Here is a 19,011-nt window from a genome sequence, read left to right as displayed (position 1 = left end):
GAACGGCGCGGGAATGCTTTTTTTCTTTCCGGTCTCCTTTCCGAGCTTTGAACGGTTTAAAGGATCGGCTTGCGGGGTAAGGGGGTAGCAGCGTCATTTGTACCTTTACATAGCTGTATGCGCCGTTCTGCGCGGCGGTCGTCCTTGTCGATAAATATGCAAATGGATGGGTTTAGGGGATCGGGAGAGTTTTTAGGCCGCCATTATGCTATAATACGGTTAGTTAAAAATCGGCGATTCGATAAGAGACGACTATATTCAACGAAGCCATTGTTCCGGAAAGCGGGGAATCCCTATTGCTGCTCGACAGCATTCATAGTCCAACCGACCTGAAGCGGCTGCCCATGTCAGAGCTTCCTCAGTTGGCTCAAGAGATCAGACAGTTCCTAATCGAGAAGCTGTCCGTCACGGGCGGCCATCTGGCTCCCAATCTGGGCATCGTGGAGCTCACGCTGGCGATGCACTATTTGTACGACAGCCCGACCGACAAGTTCATATTCGACGTAGGGCATCAGGCTTATGTTCACAAAATGCTGACGGGCCGGATGGACCGGTTCGACACGCTCCGTCAGAAGGACGGTCTGTGCGGGTTCGTCAAGCGCGCGGAGAGCGAGCATGATGTATGGGAAGCCGGACACAGCAGCACCTCGCTGTCCGGCGCGATGGGCATGGCGCTCGCCCGCGATCTCCAGGGGCGCAGCAACAAGGTCGTCGCGGTCATCGGCGACGGCGCGCTGACCGGCGGGATGGCGCTTGAGGCGCTGAACCACATCGGCCACGAGAAGCGCAAGCTGACCGTCGTGCTCAATGACAACGAGATGTCGATTGCGCCCAACGTCGGCGCGCTTCACAACTATCTGGGCAAAGTCCGCAGCGACAAGACCTACCGCAAGGCGAAGGACGAATTCGAATGGCTGCTGCGCAAAGTTCCCGCGATCGGGGGCAAGCTGGCGCGCACGGCCGAACGCTTGAAGGACAGCCTCAAGTATCTGGTCGTGCCGGGCATGCTGTTCGAGGAGTTCGGACTCAAGTACTTTGGTCCGGTCGACGGGCACGATACGGATAAGCTGATCGAGGCGTTCCGCCAGGCCGACAACTGCGAAGGTCCCGTGCTCGTTCATGTGATCACCGTCAAGGGCAAGGGCTACTCGCCCGCCGAAGCCGATTCGCACAAATGGCACGGCATCACCGGCTCCTACAAGATCGAGTCCGGCCAGGTGCTCAAGCCGGTCGGTCCGCCGATGTATACCGAGGTGTTCGGCAATACGCTTATCGAGCTTGCGGAGAAGGACGAGCGGATCGTCGCGATCACGCCCGCCATGCCGGGCGGCTCGGGACTGCTCGGGTTCGCGCAGCGGTTCCCCGGCAGGATGTTCGACGTCGGCATCGCCGAGCAGCACGCGGCCACGATGTCGGCCGCACTCGCGATGGAAGGCATGAAGCCGGTATACGCGGTATATTCGACCTTCCTGCAGCGCGCATACGATCAGGTCGTGCACGATATTTGCCGCCACAATGCCAACGTCATCTTCGCGATCGACCGCGCGGGCTTCGTCGGCGGGGACGGCGAGACGCATCAGGGCGTATACGATATCGCCTACATGCGCCATATTCCGAATATGGTCATGATGATGCCCAAGGACGAGAACGAGCTTCGCCGCATGATGGCGACGGCGGTCGCCTACGACGACGGCCCTATCGCGATCCGTTACCCGCGCGAGCAGGGCAGGGGTGTCGCGCTTGACGCCGATCCGCAGCCGATCCCGATCGGATCGTGGGAGACGGTGCGTGAGGGCGATTATGCCGCGATCCTCGCGATCGGCCCGATGTTGCAGGTCGCCGAGGAGGCGGCCGAGCTGCTGAAGCGCGAAGGCCTTAGCGTGCGCGTCGTCAACGCCCGCTTCGTGAAGCCGCTGGACGAGGCGATGCTCGCGCAGCTGGCCCAGGATCGCATCCCGATGCTCGTGCTCGAGGAGGCGGCGGTGAGCGGCGGTCTCGGCGGTGCGATTCTGGAGCATTATGCACAGCATGATCTGCGCCCGATCGTCAGGCTGGCCGGCATCCCGGATGTGTTCATCGAGCATGCGACGATCAAGGAGCAGCGCGCAGAGGTCGGTCTGACCGCCGAAGAAGCCGCTCAGCATATCCGGTCGTTCGCGCTGCTCAAGCGTCAGCGGCAGACGGCGAATTGACGAATATGACGACCATCGCCAAGGAACGTCTGGATGTGCTGCTCGTGGAGCAGGGCTACTACGACAGCAGAGAAAAAGCCAAAGCCGCGATCATGGCGGGCCTGGTCCTGGTCGGCACGGAGCAGGTGGACAAAGCGGGAACCAAAATTCCCAGAGATGCCGTCCTCACCGTCAAGGGGGCTGTGCATCCGTATGTCAGCCGGGGCGGCCTGAAGCTGGAGAAGGCGATCCGCGAATTCGGCATCGATCTGCAGGATGTCGTCATGCTGGATATCGGCGCCTCGACGGGCGGGTTCACGGATTGTGCGCTGCAGCACGGCGCGGCGTACGTCTACGCGATCGACGTCGGCTACAACCAGCTCGACTGGAGCTTGCGTCAGGAGCCGAGAGTGCAGGTGATGGAGAGGTGCAACTTCCGGCATATGACGCCGGAACAGCTGACCGGCCCCGCGCCTGTGTTCGCCTCCATCGACGTATCGTTCATCTCGCTCAAGCTGATCTTGCCGGCGCTGCGGCCGCTGCTTGAGCCCGGCGGGCGCACGGTGGCGCTCATCAAGCCGCAGTTCGAGGCGGGACGCGAGCAAGTGGGCAAGTCCGGCGTCGTACGCGATCCGCTCGTGCATCTGAGCGTGCTGCGCGAAGTGCTGTCCGCCGCCGCCGCGCTGGGCTTCGAGCTGCAAGGCCTCACCTATTCCCCGATTACGGGAGGCGAGGGGAATATCGAATTCCTCGCCCATTGGCGCCTTCCGGAGCGCCTTGAGGATGCGCCGGCAGCGCCGGCCTATCCGGACGGCATGCTCCGGCAGGTCGTCGAAGAGGCGGCCGACAAGTTCAAGCATCGCGCCTGAAGCGGCAGCGATCCCTATAACCGCGTCTGCCGAAGCACGGCCGGCCGGGAGGCACGGGCGTGCCTCCCGCACCGGTTTTTTTGCATGCTCCGATAGAGGAATCCCGCCCCCGCGCCGCGAAATGAGTCAAGACGCAAAAGGAGGCGGGAGGATGGAGCGGTTCGGCGACGGGCTTATATTCGCGGTAGCTGTGGCGGCGATAATGTGGTGGCTGTGGCGCAGATTCAGGCACTGGCTCCACGAGCCTCCGAGCGCCCGGCTGCGCAAGCTTGCCCGCGACAACGCGCCGGAGGCGGACGACGAGACGGCGGGGTTGCTTCGCGAGCACGGGTTCGAGGTGCTGTCCGGCAAGCATCGCATACCGCTCGGCGTGTCGGTCGACGATGGCGCCTTTGAGGCGACGCGGTTGTACTTCGATTATGTGGCCGCCCTGGACGAGCGATATTACCTCGTGAAGCTGGCGCGACCCAGACAGCCGCTGGACTGGACGGCGAGCGGTCTGCGCGAGCGATTGCTCGTCTATGCGCTGCTTTTTCCCGAGTGCGAAGGCGTCATTGTGGCGGATATGCGGGACCGTACGCTGAGGACGGTACGATTCAAAATAGGGGAGGGCGAAGAATGAAGGGACAGCGACAGAGAAAAATACGCGAGCTGATCGGCTCGCGCGAGATCGAGACTCAGGAAGAGCTGGTCGAAGCCCTCCGGGAACAAAGCTTCAACGTCACGCAGGCGACCGTGTCGCGGGACATCAAGGAGCTGCAGCTGATCAAGGTGCCTCTCGAGGACGGCAGATACAAATATGCGATGCCGCAGGACCAGAGGTTTAATCCGTCGCTCAAGCTGAAGCGGGCGATGCTCGACCATTTTGTCCACGCGGAGGCGGCGGAGAATCTGGTCGTCGTCAAATGCCTGCCCGGCACGGCGGGCACGATCGCGGCGCTGCTCGACGGCATGGATTGGCCCGAGGTTGTCGGCACGATCGGCGGCGACGATACGACGCTGCTGATCTGCCGCACCAAGCCGCAGGGCGAAGCCATCGTCGCCCGCATACTCGATATCATTCGATAGGCCGCGGCCGTCCGCGGCTTGAAGGAGGAGCGCCATATGCTGCAAGAACTGTCCATTCGCCACCTGGCGGTCATCGATCATATTCGTATTTCCTTTAAAAGAGGCTTCGAGGTGCTGACCGGGGAGACCGGGGCGGGCAAGTCCATCATCATCGATGCGCTCAGTCTGATCGCCGGCGGCAGGGGAGCCGCGGACATGATCCGCCACGGCTGCGACAAAGCGGAGATCGAGGCGGTATTCGATATGGTCCCCGACCATCCCGTATGGAGCGTCCTCGACCGCCACGGCATTCATGCGGATACGCAGGAGGCGCTGATCGTACGCCGCGAGCTCCAGATGCAGGGCAAGTCTTCGGCCAGAGTGAACGGTCAGCACGTGACGCTGACGATGCTGCGCGAGATCGGCGAGACGCTCGTCAACATCCACGGACAGCACGAGCCTCAGTCCCTGCTCCGCACGGAACGTCATCTCGAGTGGCTCGATTCGTTCGCGGGCGAAGCCGTCGGCCCGCTCAAAGCCGAGTACCAGAACCGGTACCGCGAATTCGCCGCTGTCAGCCGCGAGCGCCGCGAGCTGGACGAGCTGACGCGGCAGCAGATGCAGATGCTCGACCTGTACCGGTACCAGCTCGAGGAGATCGCCGAGGCGAGGCTGAAGCCGGGCGAAGACGAACAGCTGGCCGAGGAACGGCGCAAGCTGAGCCATGCCGAGAAGCTGGCCGAATCGGCTACGGAAGCGTATGACCTGCTGTACGGGAACAAAGGGCTGAGCGTTCTGTCCAAGGCGATCGCGAAGCTGGAGGATATCGTAAAGGTCGATCCGACCACGCTCGGTCCGCTGGTCGAGCAGCTGCAATCGGCTTATTATGCCGCCGAGGATGTCGCCTACCAGCTGCGCGACTACAAGGAAGGCATCGAATTCAATCCCGAGCGGCTGGCCGAGATCGAGACGCGGATGGACCTGCTGTTCGGACTCAGGCGCAAGTACGGCGAGAGCGTACAGGACATTTTACAGTATTATGCCCGAATTCAAGAAGATACGCAGCGGCTGGAGAACCGGGACGAGCTGCTCAAGGAATTGAACGAGCGCGAGCTTCGTCTCGAGCGGGAGCTGCGCGAGCTGGCCGCGCAGCTCGGCGCGATCCGGAGGGATACGGCCGTGCTGCTGGCCGCAGAGATCGAGGCCGAGCTCAAGGGGCTCCAGATGGAGCGTGCGATCTTCGAGGTGCGGCTGATGAGCACGGATACGCTGACGCCGACCGGCACCGATACGGCCGAGTTCCTGCTGTCCACCAATCCCGGAGAGCCGCCCAAGCCGCTGGCCCGCATCGCTTCCGGCGGCGAGATGTCCCGCGTCATGCTGGCGCTCAAGGCGATTTTCGCACGGATCGACCGGATACCCGTCCTCGTCTTCGACGAGGTCGACACGGGCGTCAGCGGGCGCGCTGCGCAATCGGTCGCCGACAAGCTGTCGCGGCTCGCCTCGCACTGCCAGGTGTTCTGCATCACCCATCTGCCGCAGGTGGCCTGCATGGCGGACGATCAATACGAGATCCGCAAGCGTGTCACCGAGGACGGGCGAACTGCGACGAGCATTCGCGCATTGGATGCGGAGGCGCGCGTCGAAGAGCTGGCCCGGATGCTGGGCGGGGTGGAAGTAACTGATCGGACACGCCATCACGCACAAGAAATGCTAACGCTGGCGGCCGCCCAAAAAGCGCGTCAGGACGCGTAATTCCTTTGATTCAAGGAAGGTTTTTGGGGACATAAAAGGACAGGGCCGAGGTTAACTTATAGTTACGTCGCCGGGCGGCAGCGCAGCGTTCGCCGGCGTAGACTGTAAGGGAGTGTGAGAACTTGAACGGACAGTCCGATCGGCGTCGCGTCTTTGTTTTATTCCTAGCGCTTATTCTAGGCCTTGCCGTCTGTTCCGCACCGATGCGGCATTACGCCGCATTCCCGAACCAGCTTCGGTTGTTCGAGGGACAAGACAAGCATCTTCACTATGCCATGCCAGTGCATGCGCACGGTACGCTCGACTCGACGGTAGCGGAGGTCAACGGATCGGCGAGCCCGAACGTACAGATCGACCTGAATCATCCGGTGTCCATCCATTCCAAGCGAAGCGGACAGACAGAGCTCAAGCTCAAGCTGTTCGGCCGGATCCCGTTCAAGACGGTTAAGCTTCAAGTCGTGCCCGATCTCAAAGTCATTCCGGGCGGTCAGACGATCGGCGTCAAGGTCAAATCGGCGGGAATCATGGTCGTCGGACACCATCTGGTGCAGACCGGACTCGATTCGCGGGTCTCTCCCGGCGAAGAAGCCAAGCTCAAGCTCGGCGATCTGATCGTCTCCATCAACGGACAATCGATCAACGACGTGAAGAAGGTCGCGCCGCTGGCCAAGCAGGCGGGCGTATCCGGTGAGCCGCTGAAGCTGGTCGTACAGCGTGGCAAGACCAAGTTCGATACGACGCTCTCGCCCGTCTACGACAACGAAGACAAAGCCTGGCGTATCGGTCTGTACATTCGCGATTCGGCGGCAGGCGTCGGCACATTGACCTTTTATGCGCCCGATCAAGGCGTATACGGCGCGCTCGGTCACGTCATCACCGACATGGACACGCAGACGCCGATCACGATCGGCAGCGGGCAGATTTTGCAATCCAACGTCACATCGATCTCCAAAAGCGAAAACGGCGATCCCGGCGAGAAGCGGGCGGAATTCGTACCGGGCAGCAAAACGCTCGGCAATGTGGAACGCAACACGTCTTTCGGCATTTTCGGCCAGATGAACGAGCTGCCCGGCCACGCTTATGAAGCGAATCCCGTACCGGTCGCTTTTGCGGAGGAAGTGAAGGAAGGACCGGCGGAAATCTGGACCGTTGTCGGCGGACAAAAGGTGGAACGCTTCAAGATCGAGATCGTGCATGTATCCCGTCAGGATTCGCCCGCTACCAAAGGAATGGTCATCAAGGTGACCGATCCGGAGTTGATCAAGCGGACAGGCGGCATCGTTCAAGGCATGAGCGGCAGTCCGATTTTGCAGAACGGCAAGCTCGTAGGCGCAGTAACCCATGTATTCGTCAACGATCCGACATCCGGTTATGGCTGTTATATCGAGTGGATGCTGCAAGACGCGGGAATCATGCTTAAGCCTACACCCTACAAGTCCAAGGCGGTTTAACGCCTTGGACTTTATTGCGACATCTTTTTGTCGAAAAAAACAGAAATTCATCGTCATATGACGCAAATTCTTTATTATATGTCATATCGATAAAAAAATAAAGAAAAAAATTATGCGAAGAAGGAATTGCCAACGCTTTGTCGAATTCGGATAATGAGGGAAACGGTGAGCGTTTCTAACATTATCTTAAGCTTGTGAGGGAGGATACAACATTGCCGCGGATTGAAGTATTTCTTGCAGACGATAACAGAGAATTCACCAACCTGCTGTCCGAGTATATCGAGGAACAGGAGGACATGACCGTCATCGGCGTGGCGTACAACGGAGAAGAGGTCATTCGCCAGCTGGAAGAAACCCGGAACGTTCCGGATGTGTTGATCCTGGATATCATTATGCCGCATCTTGACGGTCTCGGCGTACTCGAGAAGCTGCGGGACCTCAACCTGTCTCCGATGCCCAAGATTATCATGCTCACCGCCTTCGGCCAAGAGAACATCACGCAGCGGGCGGTACAGCTTGGGGCCTCCTATTATATTTTGAAGCCGTTCGATATGGACGTGCTCGCCAACCGGATTCGTCAGCTGGCGGGAACGCCGTCTCCGGTCTCCGTCTCCTCGTCGGGCTCATCGGTATTCACGAGCGGCGGTCGCTCGAACATCGTCCCGATCGGCAAGCCCAAGAACCTCGACGCCAACATCACCAGCATCATCCACGAGATCGGCGTGCCGGCCCATATCAAGGGCTATCAGTACCTGCGCGAGGCGATCACAATGGTTTACAACAATATCGAGATCCTGGGTGCGATCACGAAGACGCTGTACCCGGCCATCGCCGAGAAATTCAAGACGACGCCGTCCCGCGTAGAGCGCGCCATCCGCCATGCGATCGAAGTCGCCTGGACGCGCGGCAACATCGACAGCATCAGCCATCTGTTCGGCTATACGATCAACATCGCCAAGTCCAAGCCGACGAACTCGGAATTCATCGCCATGGTGGCGGACAAGCTGCGCATCGAGCACAAGGTATCATAATCTTCACGTGGGAGTAAGGACGGAGGGGATTTACGTAAGAAGTTTACGTTGAATTTATCGGCAGCTTTACGAAGAAGACGCTTTCGGGCGTCTTTTTTATTTAGATATGCGCGATAACCAGCTGCAGGATCTGCATTTAGGGGGGGGTTATCTAAAAAAAACGGGGGCAGGCTGCCCGAAGCCATGCAATCATGGCATCGGGACAGCCTGCTCCGGCTTAATTCTGAATTAAATCCGACTGTACAAGCAGCCGTCGAACCATCACCGCTGTCTCGGCGCGTGTAGCGTGCGCTTGAGGCTCCAGCCTGCTGCCGGTACGGCCGGTTACAATGCCCGCGAGCAGCGTATCGGCCGCGCCATCCCTGGCCCATGCGGCAACCGTATTCGCATCGGCGAACGGGCTGAACGCTGCGCTCGCTTTACGCCCCTGCAGCTTGTTATTCAGACCGCTAACGCTCATCGCTCTGGCGATCATCGTCATGGCCTGCTCCCACGTAATCTCGTCATTCGGGCGGAAGGTGCCGTCCCCGAAGCCGTCGATCAGGCGATAGGATACCGCCGTTCGAATCGCGCTTGCGTACCATGCGTCGGCTGCAACATCGCCGAAGGGGTTGGCTCCTTCGCCCAGCTTCAGCCCCAACGCGCGTACGATGACTGCCGCATACTCTGCGCGCGTGATGTTCGCGTCGGGCTTAAACGCCTTTTCGCTCACGCCTTGAATAATGAGTCGCGAACCCATATCGTTTACCGCGTCTTTGGCCCAGTGCCGCTCCACGTCCGCGAACGTCACCGGATTCCATACAACCGAGTAGACGCTGTTCGTCAGACTGTTAATCTTCGCATAGTATTTGCCGTCCATGAATTCAACCTTAGTCGGCACATGGCGCGTTGTGCCGTCCGGCTCAATCGCGAGTCCCGTTGTGACCTTGCTCGGATCAATGCCGTCGGGCAGTGCAATTGTTCTTTCGACATATGCAGTATAGCGCGGAATCTCATAAGACTTGCCCTGATGAATCACCTTCACTGCGAAGTCCAAAGGCGGAACGATGAGCTTAAAGCCGCCTGCTTGTGCAGCGTCCTCAACCAGCTTTGCGTTGTCCGCTCCACCGCTCGTTATTTCGATTTGCAGCCCCATGTTTTGCAGGTCGGAATCGATTTTTAATTGAGCGGCCAGCTTGGCCGAATCCAACTCTTTGGACGGCAGCTTGTAGGAGGCTGTCGCCGTCTTCATCTCCAGCGTTGCACCGTACTGCGTTAATATTCCGATGTTATCGCTGGTCAATTGGGCGACAACAACGTCCGATTGTTTGTTGATGACCAATGTTACGAGCGCATTCGGTCCTTCCGCAGCCAGCTTCCCGGAAAGTTTCTGCTGATCCAGTGTCAGTGTAGATACGGTTCGATTATTAATCTTCGTTGTGGTCAAGTTACCTGTCTTTTCCGCTTTGCCGTTGATGTACACCTCGACGCTTTCGGACTCCACAGCAGTTGAGGGCGTGGGCATCGGTGTCGGCGTGGCTGTAAATGTAGGCTCAGGTGTAGGCGTTGATGTGGACGTAGGCGTAGGTGTGGGCGTAGCTGTAGATGTAGGCTCGGGTGTAGGCGTTGATGTGGATGTAGGCGTGGGCGTAGGCGTAGCTCCTGCCTCGCGCAATACGCTCACGGCGTAATATTTCACAGTCGCCGCATCCTCCGCCGTTACCGCCACATAAACGGTCGTCCTGTGGCCGGCCGCCAGTTGAATCGTCCCGGAAGCCGTCACTTCCTCGGTAAATTCGTTGTCCTTATACAGCTTGAAGGTAGCGCCTGCCGCCGGGACGACATCCGTACGACTTAATTCGGATTTGCTGTCGGGCACGGTTAACTTCCATGTGATGGCCTCTCCGGCAGCTGATCCATTGCCGCCTCCGACCGCATCGTCCGTCTGGCCGGCGAGACTGGCCAATCCTGCGTCGGCGCTGGCCGGCGCTGCGCGATTGACCGTTACCGCATAGTGCTTCACGGTCGTCGCGTCCGCAGCTGTAACGGCCACATAGATGGTTGTCGCTCCGTCTTCGGTCAATGAGATCGCGGAGCTGCCAGTTACCTCATGCACCCAGGCGCTATCCGTGTACAGCCGGAAGCTGGCGTCCGCAGCCGCAACGATCGAGTCACGACTAATGGCGGTGGTGCCGTTGGGCACATTGACGGACCATGCCACGGCATCGCCCGGCGTACCGCCGCTGCCGCCTGCGGGAGCATTGTCCGTCTGGCCTGCCAGGCTGAAGAGACCGGCATCGTGACTGAGCGGAGCAGCCCTGAAAATGGCCACCGCATAATATTTTACGATCGTCGTATCTTGGGCCGTTACCGCCACATAGACATACGTGGTTCCGTTCGAGGTCAGCGGGATGGAATCGTTGCCCGTCACTTCATTCGTAAATCCGTTGTCCGTATACAATTTGAATGTGGCATTCGCGCTCGGAATGATCTCGGACAGTCCGACAGCGGACTGACTGTCGGGCACGTTGATCTTCAAGGTTACCGCTGTTCCTGCCGCAGCGCCGTTGCCGCCTCCGGGCGCGTTGTCTGTCAGGCCGGCTACGCTCGTCAAGCCTGCATCCTGGCTGAGCGCAGGAGCGCGGGTCACGCTGACTGCGTAATATTTTGTGGTAAAGGCATCCTCGGCCGTCACCTTCACATAAATGGTCGTAGTGCCGGTCTCGGCCAATGGAATCGAGCCGCTCCCCGTTACTTCGGTTGAAAAGGAGCTGTTCGTATACAGCTTGGCTGTGGCGGCCGCAGCCGCAACAACATCTCCCCGCCCGATGGCGGTCTTGCTATGCGGAAGGCTAACCGCCCATGTCACCGCATTGCCCGCTGTACTGCCGTCGCCGCCTCCCGGCGCGCTGGCGGAGGCTCCGGCGACGCTAGTTAGCCCGGCATTTTCTGAGAGAAGGGTCATTCGGGTTAATTTATGCTGATTGTTATCCACGAAATAAATCGTTCCGTTGCTGTCGACCTTCAGGCCATGAACATAGCTGTCTCCTGCGCTAATATCATAAACATATCCGTTGCTGTCCAGCTTCCGGATCTCCCTGTTGAGGGAATCGGGGACGTACACATTCCCTCGGCCATCCACCGCAATTCCCTGCGGGAAATAAATAGATAAATCAGATGCCGGGTAGTTTGCGGGAAGCCGGGGATTTTTGCCTTTGAGCGTCGTTATAACGCCGTTTGTATCCACCTTGCGGGCGTTCTGATTGCCGGCATCCACAATGTACAGCGTACCGTTGGTGTCCACCGCGAGATGATAGGGCTGATTGATTCTGGCGCTAGTCGCCGCTCCATTGTCTCCCGAGCTGCCCACAGTTCCTGTTCCGACAATTGTGCTGATGATGCCCTCAGCATTGACTTGGCGAATCCGCGCATTGACTGAATCTGCAATCAACAAATTCCCGTTAAGATCAAGCGCCAAGCCGTAAGGCTCGTTCAATCGGGCCGAGAGAGCAGAGATGCCGTCGCCGTTATACCCGCCTTGTCCCGTCCCGGCAACAGTAGTAATGATCCCGTTGGGGCTCACCTTCCGCACGCGATGATTGGATTTATCGGCAATATACATATTCCCGCTGCCGTCCAGCATGACATCTGTCGGCTCATTCAATTTGGCTGAAGTGGCCGCCCCGCCGTCTCCGGCATACCCTGCGCTCCCCGTGCCTGCGACCGTGGTGATGATGCCGTTGGCGTCAATCTTGCGGATTCGGTTGTTCAGCGTGTCGGCTATGTATATGACCCCGCTGTTCATATCCCGCCAGATCCCGGACGGGCCGTTCAACCGGGCTGCCGTCGCCGGTCCGCCGTCGCCGCTATAGCCTGCAACGCCTGTCCCCCCGAGTACAGTCGATCCGTAAGTCACGGCGCCTGCCCGCTCGGCTTTGAATGTGATGCCGGATACGATCAGCAGCATGACTGCCACCCAGCACAACGCTTTTTTTGCAAACGATTGTCGAATCATCTGGTCAGCTCCTTGTTGGTCCATTTAATAATAGGATAATAGTACCACTCGCCGTTGAACGAATTCTGAACCTTGCGGGCCCACGCGGAAGGGCGAAACTCGCGGTAAAACAAGCCTGTCCGGTGATTCCGAATGCTGTACTGTCGCGAGCGAGGTGTGTCCGGAACTGTATAAAGGATGGTTTGTGCAACGTTTGCACAAAAAATCTCGAAAAATTTATTTGTATAGCGCTTACAAAAGCCGTTGACAGCCTTTTTTACGGGATGATATGCTATTTCCACGAGCAACAGGGCAAACGTTTGCACAAGTTTAAAGCATTCTTTGCACGACATGTTGTTTGCTTGCGCATTCATTATTCGGTTCATTATTCGGGAGGATTGGTTCTGATGAAGTCGATTGCTTGGCACCGCATTCGCAGAGGAATCGCGACGCTTACCGCTTCATTGCTGGCTCTGCAGCTGCTGGCAGGCGTCTGGGCGGCACAGCATGCAAGCGCTGCCACACAGCCGGACATGTTCGTCGACCAGCCGGGCGGCGACAGTCAGTGGGTGGTCGCGGGCTCGTTCACCGGCTGGGACAACACGCCTGCTACGTCGTCCGGCAAAATGAAGCATCTGGTCGACGGGTTTTATGCTTACTCGGTCGTGCTGACCGCAGGGGATTATGAGTTCAAGCTGACCAAAAACGGCACCTGGGACGGCTTCAACAATGACGGCAACAATTTCTCGATGACGTTGCAGGAGGAGGAGAAGGTCAACTTCTACGTCAACGAGGAGCTCGGGGCGGCCCGCATCTCGGTATCGGGCGTTGAAGGGCTGCCGCAGTACGTCCCGTCGCTGGACGAGAGCAAATGGCCGCGGCTCGTGGGCAATCTGCAGCAGAAGCTCGGCGAAGCCGCCGACTGGTCGCCCTCGACGTCCGCGCTGCGCTTTGTGGACTACAATTTTAACGGCAGTGTCTTCAAGTATCAGGCAAGCATCCCCGAGGGCAGCTACGAGGCGAAGGTGGCCTTCGGCTCGGATTGGAGCGAGAGCTACGGCGACGGCGGCGGCAATCTGGCGCTCTCGGCCGAGGCGGATTCGTATACGGTGTTCACGATCGACTATGCCAATGCGGACAAGCGGCTCGGCGCCAAAACCGTGCTGCTGAACGGCGGCTTCGACGGGAAGATCGACAAGTCGGGCGTCAAGTTCGACAGCCGCTCGCTGACGTTCAAGAAGCCGTTCGGCGCGATCAAGGAAGGGAGCGAGGCGCTGACGCTTCGCGTCGCCGCCGCCAAGGACGATGTGCAGCTCGCGCGGGTGGAGCTGACGAACGGCGAGGGCCAGGCGACGACGTACGATATGCACAAGACGACGTCCGTGGCGGGCAGCGACTACTTTGAGACGACGATCCCGAGCTCGGTCTTCACGCCGATCGGGGTGTGGGGCTACAAGTTCATCCTGATCGACGGCTCTACGAAGGTGGAGCTGGGCGACGATAAAAACGGCAATATCGGCCGCGGCGGTACAGGCGTCGTATCGGAGGAGGGTGCGGTTCCGTTCGACCTGACCGTATACAGCGCCGACTATCATACGCCGGACTGGATGAAAAACGCGGTCGTCTATCAGATTTTCCCGGATCGCTTTTTCGACGGCGATAAAACGAACAACCGCGCGAAGCTGGCGGACGGCTACCGGGGCAACCGCTCCGAGTCCGACGACACGAGCGTGATCGAGCCGTACAAGCTGCAATACTTCGACGGGGGCGTGACGGGCGAGCCGGCGCCGGGTCAAGTGGCGGGCAGCTGGAACGATGTGCCGGAAAATCCGGACCGGGTGAAGCCGGAGAACCAGCCGTACTATCCGAATGCCAAGTCCGACGGCATCTGGACAAACGAGTTCTACGGCGGCGACCTGCAGGGCGTGCAGCAGAAGCTCGGCTACCTGAAGTCGATCGGCGTGAACACGATCTACTTCAATCCCGTAGCCTGGGCGGCATCCAATCACAAATACGATGCGACGGACTACAAGCATCTCGATCCGATGTTCGGCGAGCCGGTGTACAATACGCCGGGCGATCCTGCGTCGGGACTGAACTACGAGGCGACGCGGGTTGCGTCGGACAAGGTGTTTATCGACTTCGCCAAGGCGGCGAAGGCCGAGGGCATACGCATCATCGCCGACGGCGTATTCAACCATGTCGGCGACGACTCCGTCTATTTCGACCGCTATGAGAAGTATCCGGAGATCGGCGCCTACGAATATTGGGCCAAGGTGTACGACATTCAAAACGCGACGCCGGGCAAGACGCTGGCCCAAGCGGAGAGCGAGGCACAGTCGTTTTACACGAACCGGGTGAACCCGAAGACGGGCACGAACTACAAGTATCCGGACGACTTCGGCTATACGACCTGGTTTACGGTTGAAAATGAAAAGGTGCCGGACCGCGACAGCACGAACACGCATTACAAGTACGACGCCTGGTGGGGCTACGACTCGCTGCCGGCGATGGACGCCAAGACGCCGCAGGCGGGCGATGCGGACGCGATCGGCGGACCGAACGAAGCGCATGAGTGGAACAATGTCGGCTACCGCGAGGAGGTCATCGGCCACGATCTGTCCGGCCGCTCCGACGAGGACGCCGCGGCGGCCATGCAGAGCACCGTCTCCCAGCGCTGGGAATGGATGGGCTCGAGCGGCTGGCGGCTCGACGTTGCGCCGGACGTATCCGCAGGGACGTGGAAAAAGTTCCGCGAGGCCGTCAAGTCGACGGCGGGCCGCAAGGACGCGAACGGAGCTGCGATCGACGATCCGATCATTCTCGGCGAGGAATGGAATGTTGCGACGCCGTATCTGCTCGGCGACCAGTTCGACTCGGTCATGAACTACCGCTTCCGCGGCGCGCTGCAGACGTTTATGATCGGCGGCGACGCGAAGGCGTTTAACGAGACGCTCGAATCGATCCGCGAAGACTATCCGAAGGAAGCCTGGCAGGTCATGCTGAACCTGGTGGACTCGCACGATACGACCCGCTCGATCACCAAGCTCGATTTTCCGAACTATGAGGAAGAGCATCTGGTCATCGCCCCCGAGGCGTCGAGCAAGGCGCTGAAGCAGCAGGCGCTGGTCGCGCTGTTCCAGCTCGGCTATCCGGGTGCGCCGACGATCTACTACGGCGACGAGGTCGGCGTGACGGGTACGAAGGACCCCGATTCGCGGCGCACGTTCCCGTGGGAACGGGTCAAGGAGACGGGAGCCGGCTACACGGGAGTCGGACAGTATGCAGAGCTGTTCAAGATGTATCAGGACGCGGCGGCCGTCCGTCACGATAACGCGGTGTTCAGCACCGGCGAGCTGAAGATGGCGTACGCGCAAGGCGATGTCATCGCCTATGCGCGCAAAACGGCGGACAAGGGCGGCCTGGTCGCGATCAATCGCGCGGCGACTGTACAGGAGATCGAAGCCGATGTGACCGGCTTTTTGCCGGACGGTCTGAAGCTCGTCGATCGGCTCGGCAGCGAGATCGAGGCGACGGTCCAAGGCGGCAAGCTGAAGCTCACGCTGCCCGCATTGTCGGGCGTCATGATGGTATCCGCAGGTCAGCTCGGCACGATCGGCGAGGTGCAGGGACTTGCGGCCGCTGGCGGCAACGGCAAGGTTGAGCTGTCGTGGCAGGCCGTGAACGGGGCGGCAGGCTATCGCGTGTACCGTGCGCTTATCGAAGGCGGCGCGCCGACGCTGATCGGCACCGTCGGGGCGGATACGCTGACTTACCGCGATACGGCGGGAATCGTGAATTCGACCAAGTATTACTATGCCGTCACCGCTTACAGCGGCCAGTCCGAGAGTCTGCTCGGCGGCATGGTGTCCGCGACGCCTGCGTATCCCATTCAGTCAGTCTCGCTGCCGTCGTCCGTGACCGGTGTCGTCTACGCCGGCGTCGGCCTGAAGGTCGGGGATATTACGGTATCGGTATCCGTACCCGGATTGACGGACGATGCGGTCTATGCGGGCCGGGCGGCGCCGAACCTGCCGGGCAAGCTGTACTTTTACCTGGAACAATCGGGACCGGAAAGCGCGGCGAGCGTGACGCTGAAGTATAAGGAGGACGCGGGCGGGGCCAAGGTGTACCGCGCGACCTTCGAGCCGACCGCGCCTGGCGTATACCGCTACTATGCCGCTTTTTCGAGCGACAACGAACAAACCTGGACGTCTTCCGCCGACAACTCGGTAAACGTCCTGCAATCCGATACCGACCTGGAGCCGCCGGCCGCGCCGGCGCTCGGAACGCTGCTGGAGGAGTCGGGCCGCGCCAGTCTCTCCTGGACGGCTGACGACGCGGATATTGCGGGCTTCGAGATCTACCGGCAGTCGGTGACAGAGGCCGTCTATCGCAAGATTGCAGTCGCGGGCAAGGATGCGCGGCAGTATACCGACTACACGGTGAACAACGATACGACCTACACGTACAAGGTCGCGGCTTTCGACGCAGCCTACAACCGCGCCTGGTCCGAACCGCAGACGGTGACGCCGAAGCTCGTGATGATCGAGGTTACGCTGCGGCTGCATCTGCCGGATTATACGCCGACGACCGACGATATTACGATTGCGGGCGACTTTAATGGATGGAATGTATCGTCGACGAAGCTGACCGTGCCGAGCGGGGCTACGGACCGCAGCCTGGTGGAATATCAATTCAAAATGATGGCGGGCAAGTCGATCCAGTACAAGTATGCGCGGGGCGAATGGAGCAAGGAAGCGTTCACGAGCCACAGCCATCAGCCCAACGATACGACCGACCCGGGCAACTGGGCGTACAGCTCGACCGATACGAACATGCAGCTGCGAATCGCCAATCAGGGCGGCAACAAGATGATCGTCGACGATTATGTGCTGCGCTGGGTCGATATGCCGATGGCGATCTACCAGCCGCGCAAATCGTACGGGGACGATATCGTGTATACGACCGAGGAGGACGGCTTTACGTTGCGGGCGGCCGTGCCTTACGGCGTAGCGTTCACGATTAACGGACAGCCGATTCCGGAGGGCGCGATGGATGCCTACGGCAACGTCCTGGTGGAGCGTATCCCGCTCGCTCAGGGGGCGAACGAATTCGCGCTGCACATCGAGCCGACGGAGGCGACGCTGAATCTGCCGTTCTATACGGATAAAGGCAGAGCATCCCAGGCAACCAAGACGATTAAGCTGAAAATTACGCGGACGGGCGGGGGCGGCACATCATCTCCCGAGCCGTCGGGATCGCCGTCGCCGGGACCGTCGGAGTCGCCGTCTCCTAAGCCGTCGGAATCGCCTACCCCGACGCCTACTCCGACAGCTACCCCGACGCCGACGCCGGAATTCATCGTGCCGAACGCGACGCCAACACCCGCTCCCGCAGAGCTTAAGCTCACGGCGGACCGGCTTGTGCCGGATGCCGCAGGTGTCGCGAAGATCGAGCTGCCGAGCGGCACGACGCGGGTGCTGCTGCCCGCCGATGCCGGCAGTCTGCTGAAGGACGGCAAGCTCATGCTCGTCAAGCAAGGCTTTGCGCTGACACTGCCGGCGGCGCTGCTGTCGGCAGCGGTAGACAAGGGCGACGCTGTCGCCGGGATCGCGATCGGCTTCGCGCCGCTGGATGCATCGGCAGCGACTGGGCTGACAGCCAAGGCCCAGGGCGGCGGCCGCAGCGTCAAGGCGGCCGGCGACATATACGAGCTGTCGCTGGCCGTCATCGGCGAGGATGGCCGAAGTCGCCTCGTGGGCGCATCGGCTCAGCCGGCCGAGCTGGTGCTGCGCGTCGGCGCGGGAGCCGACCGCGAGACGACGAATCTCTACGAGGTGAACGCCGACGGCAAGCTGTCGTACGTCCGCGGAACGTGGACGGCGGACGGCAGTCTACGGGCGGCCGTGTCGCACTTCGGCAAGTACGCGGCGCTGCAGGTTGACGCGTCGTTCGCAGATGTGCCGGCCGGACATTGGGCGGCGCAGGCGGTGACGTCGCTTGCGGCGAAGCTGATCGTGAACGGCAAGGGCGAGGGCGGCTACGCGCCCGCCGCCGCCGTCACGCGCGCCGAATTCGCCGCGATGCTGAGCCGCGCGCTTGGCCTGAAGGCGCCGGACGGCGGGGCGACGTTCGCCGATGTCGGGACTGGCGCCTGGTATGCCGCCGATGTAGCCGCCGCCGTCGAGGCGGGGCTGGTGAACGGACGCGGCAGCGATCGCTTCGCGCCGAACGAGCGCGTGACCCGCGAGGAGATGGCCGTGATGCTCATGCGCGCCTATGATTATGCCGGCGGCGCGGCAAGCGAGGTGCCGGGAGGCGCGGGCGCCGCGTTTGGCGATGCGGACGCGTTCAGCGGCTGGGCGACCGCTTCGATCGCCCGCGCAGCCGAGGCCGGTCTCCTGAGCGGAAGGGATAGCGGCAAGTTCGACGCCAAGGCCGGATTGACCCGCGCGGAGAGCGCGCAGGCGCTGTACCGGCTGCTCGGGCGGCTGTAAGCGGCTTGCACTAAACAAGCAAACAAGCAGGGGCTTCCCGCCGGTCATGAAAATGACTGGGGGAAGCCCCCTGTTTTGCTGGGGGCGGTGCAAAGTTGTCTGGTTAAAAACCGGATCGCGCCAAGGCCATGGCAGCTGCAAATATACAGCTAATTTCTCGAGACTGCGACATATTCGGAACGATAGCTGCAAATATGCAGTTAATTTCTCGAGA

At 60.3% G+C, this 19,011-nt stretch carries 9 protein-coding genes; 8 read left to right on the top strand and 1 reads right to left on the bottom strand.

Going from position 1 to position 19,011, the window contains the following annotated elements; all coding sequences use genetic code 11:
• Nucleotides 1-344: 344 nt before the first annotated feature.
• From dxs to spo0A, 7 genes are all read left to right on the top strand, one after another.
• Nucleotides 345-2,192: a 1-deoxy-D-xylulose-5-phosphate synthase gene (gene dxs / locus VQ071_RS10400; RefSeq protein WP_445293275.1), complete on the top strand. Its 1,848-nt coding sequence runs from the start codon at nt 345-347 to the stop codon at nt 2,190-2,192.
• Nucleotides 2,193-2,197: 5 nt separating this feature from the next.
• Complete coding sequence (locus tag VQ071_RS10395; protein WP_340513917.1) at nt 2,198-3,040, top strand: TlyA family RNA methyltransferase; 843 nt, start codon at nt 2,198-2,200, stop codon at nt 3,038-3,040.
• A gap of 151 nt (nt 3,041-3,191) precedes the next feature.
• The gene (locus VQ071_RS10390) at nt 3,192-3,662 is read left to right on the top strand and encodes a hypothetical protein (RefSeq protein ID WP_340513916.1); all 471 of its coding nucleotides are present in this window, start codon (nt 3,192-3,194) and stop codon (nt 3,660-3,662) included.
• A complete protein-coding gene (gene ahrC / locus VQ071_RS10385; RefSeq protein WP_340513915.1) occupies nt 3,659-4,108 on the top strand; it encodes a transcriptional regulator AhrC/ArgR in 450 nt (149 codons plus the stop codon). The genes VQ071_RS10390 and ahrC overlap by 4 nt, the downstream gene beginning before the upstream one ends.
• A 36-nt stretch (nt 4,109-4,144) precedes the next feature.
• Nucleotides 4,145-5,842, top strand: coding sequence for a DNA repair protein RecN (gene recN / locus VQ071_RS10380; protein WP_340513914.1), 1,698 nt, complete (start codon nt 4,145-4,147; stop codon nt 5,840-5,842).
• 122 nt (nt 5,843-5,964) lie between these two features.
• Complete coding sequence (gene spoIVB / locus VQ071_RS10375) at nt 5,965-7,293, top strand: SpoIVB peptidase (protein ID WP_340513913.1); 1,329 nt, start codon at nt 5,965-5,967, stop codon at nt 7,291-7,293.
• Between the two features lie 212 nt (nt 7,294-7,505).
• Complete coding sequence (spo0A, locus tag VQ071_RS10370) at nt 7,506-8,324, top strand: sporulation transcription factor Spo0A (RefSeq protein ID WP_340513912.1); 819 nt, start codon at nt 7,506-7,508, stop codon at nt 8,322-8,324.
• A 217-nt stretch (nt 8,325-8,541) separates the two neighbouring features.
• Here the strand turns inward: spo0A and VQ071_RS10365 are convergent, their stop codons facing one another.
• On the bottom strand, nt 8,542-12,318 hold the full coding sequence (locus VQ071_RS10365; RefSeq protein WP_340513911.1) for an NHL domain-containing protein: 3,777 nt from the start codon (nt 12,316-12,318) through the stop codon (nt 8,542-8,544).
• 386 nt (nt 12,319-12,704) lie between these two features.
• On the opposite strand from VQ071_RS10365, the gene VQ071_RS10360 reads away from it, so the two are divergent.
• A complete protein-coding gene (locus tag VQ071_RS10360) occupies nt 12,705-18,797 on the top strand; it encodes an alpha-amylase family glycosyl hydrolase (protein WP_340513910.1) in 6,093 nt (2,030 codons plus the stop codon).
• The last annotated feature ends 214 nt before the right edge of the window (nt 18,798-19,011 follow it).

The sequence above is a fragment of the Cohnella sp. 56 genome, from assembly GCF_037963805.1.
GTDB lineage: Bacteria > Bacillota > Bacilli > Paenibacillales > Paenibacillaceae > Cohnella.
This window is presented reverse-complemented; position numbering and strand designations above follow the sequence as displayed.

Bases quoted from the DNA above. Each gene is read 5' to 3' on its own strand.
- ahrC (WP_340513915.1), top strand. From the start codon at position 3,659: ATGAAGGGACAGCGACAGAGAAAAATACGCGAGCTGATCGGCTCGCGC.
- dxs (WP_445293275.1), top strand. From the start codon at position 345: ATGTCAGAGCTTCCTCAGTTGGCTCAAGAGATCAGACAGTTCCTAATC.
- VQ071_RS10360 (WP_340513910.1), top strand. From the start codon at position 12,705: ATGAAGTCGATTGCTTGGCACCGCATTCGCAGAGGAATCGCGACGCTT.
- recN (WP_340513914.1), top strand. From the start codon at position 4,145: ATGCTGCAAGAACTGTCCATTCGCCACCTGGCGGTCATCGATCATATT.
- VQ071_RS10390 (WP_340513916.1), top strand. From the start codon at position 3,192: ATGGAGCGGTTCGGCGACGGGCTTATATTCGCGGTAGCTGTGGCGGCG.
- VQ071_RS10365 (WP_340513911.1), bottom strand. From the start codon at position 12,318: ATGATTCGACAATCGTTTGCAAAAAAAGCGTTGTGCTGGGTGGCAGTC.
- VQ071_RS10395 (WP_340513917.1), top strand. From the start codon at position 2,198: ATGACGACCATCGCCAAGGAACGTCTGGATGTGCTGCTCGTGGAGCAG.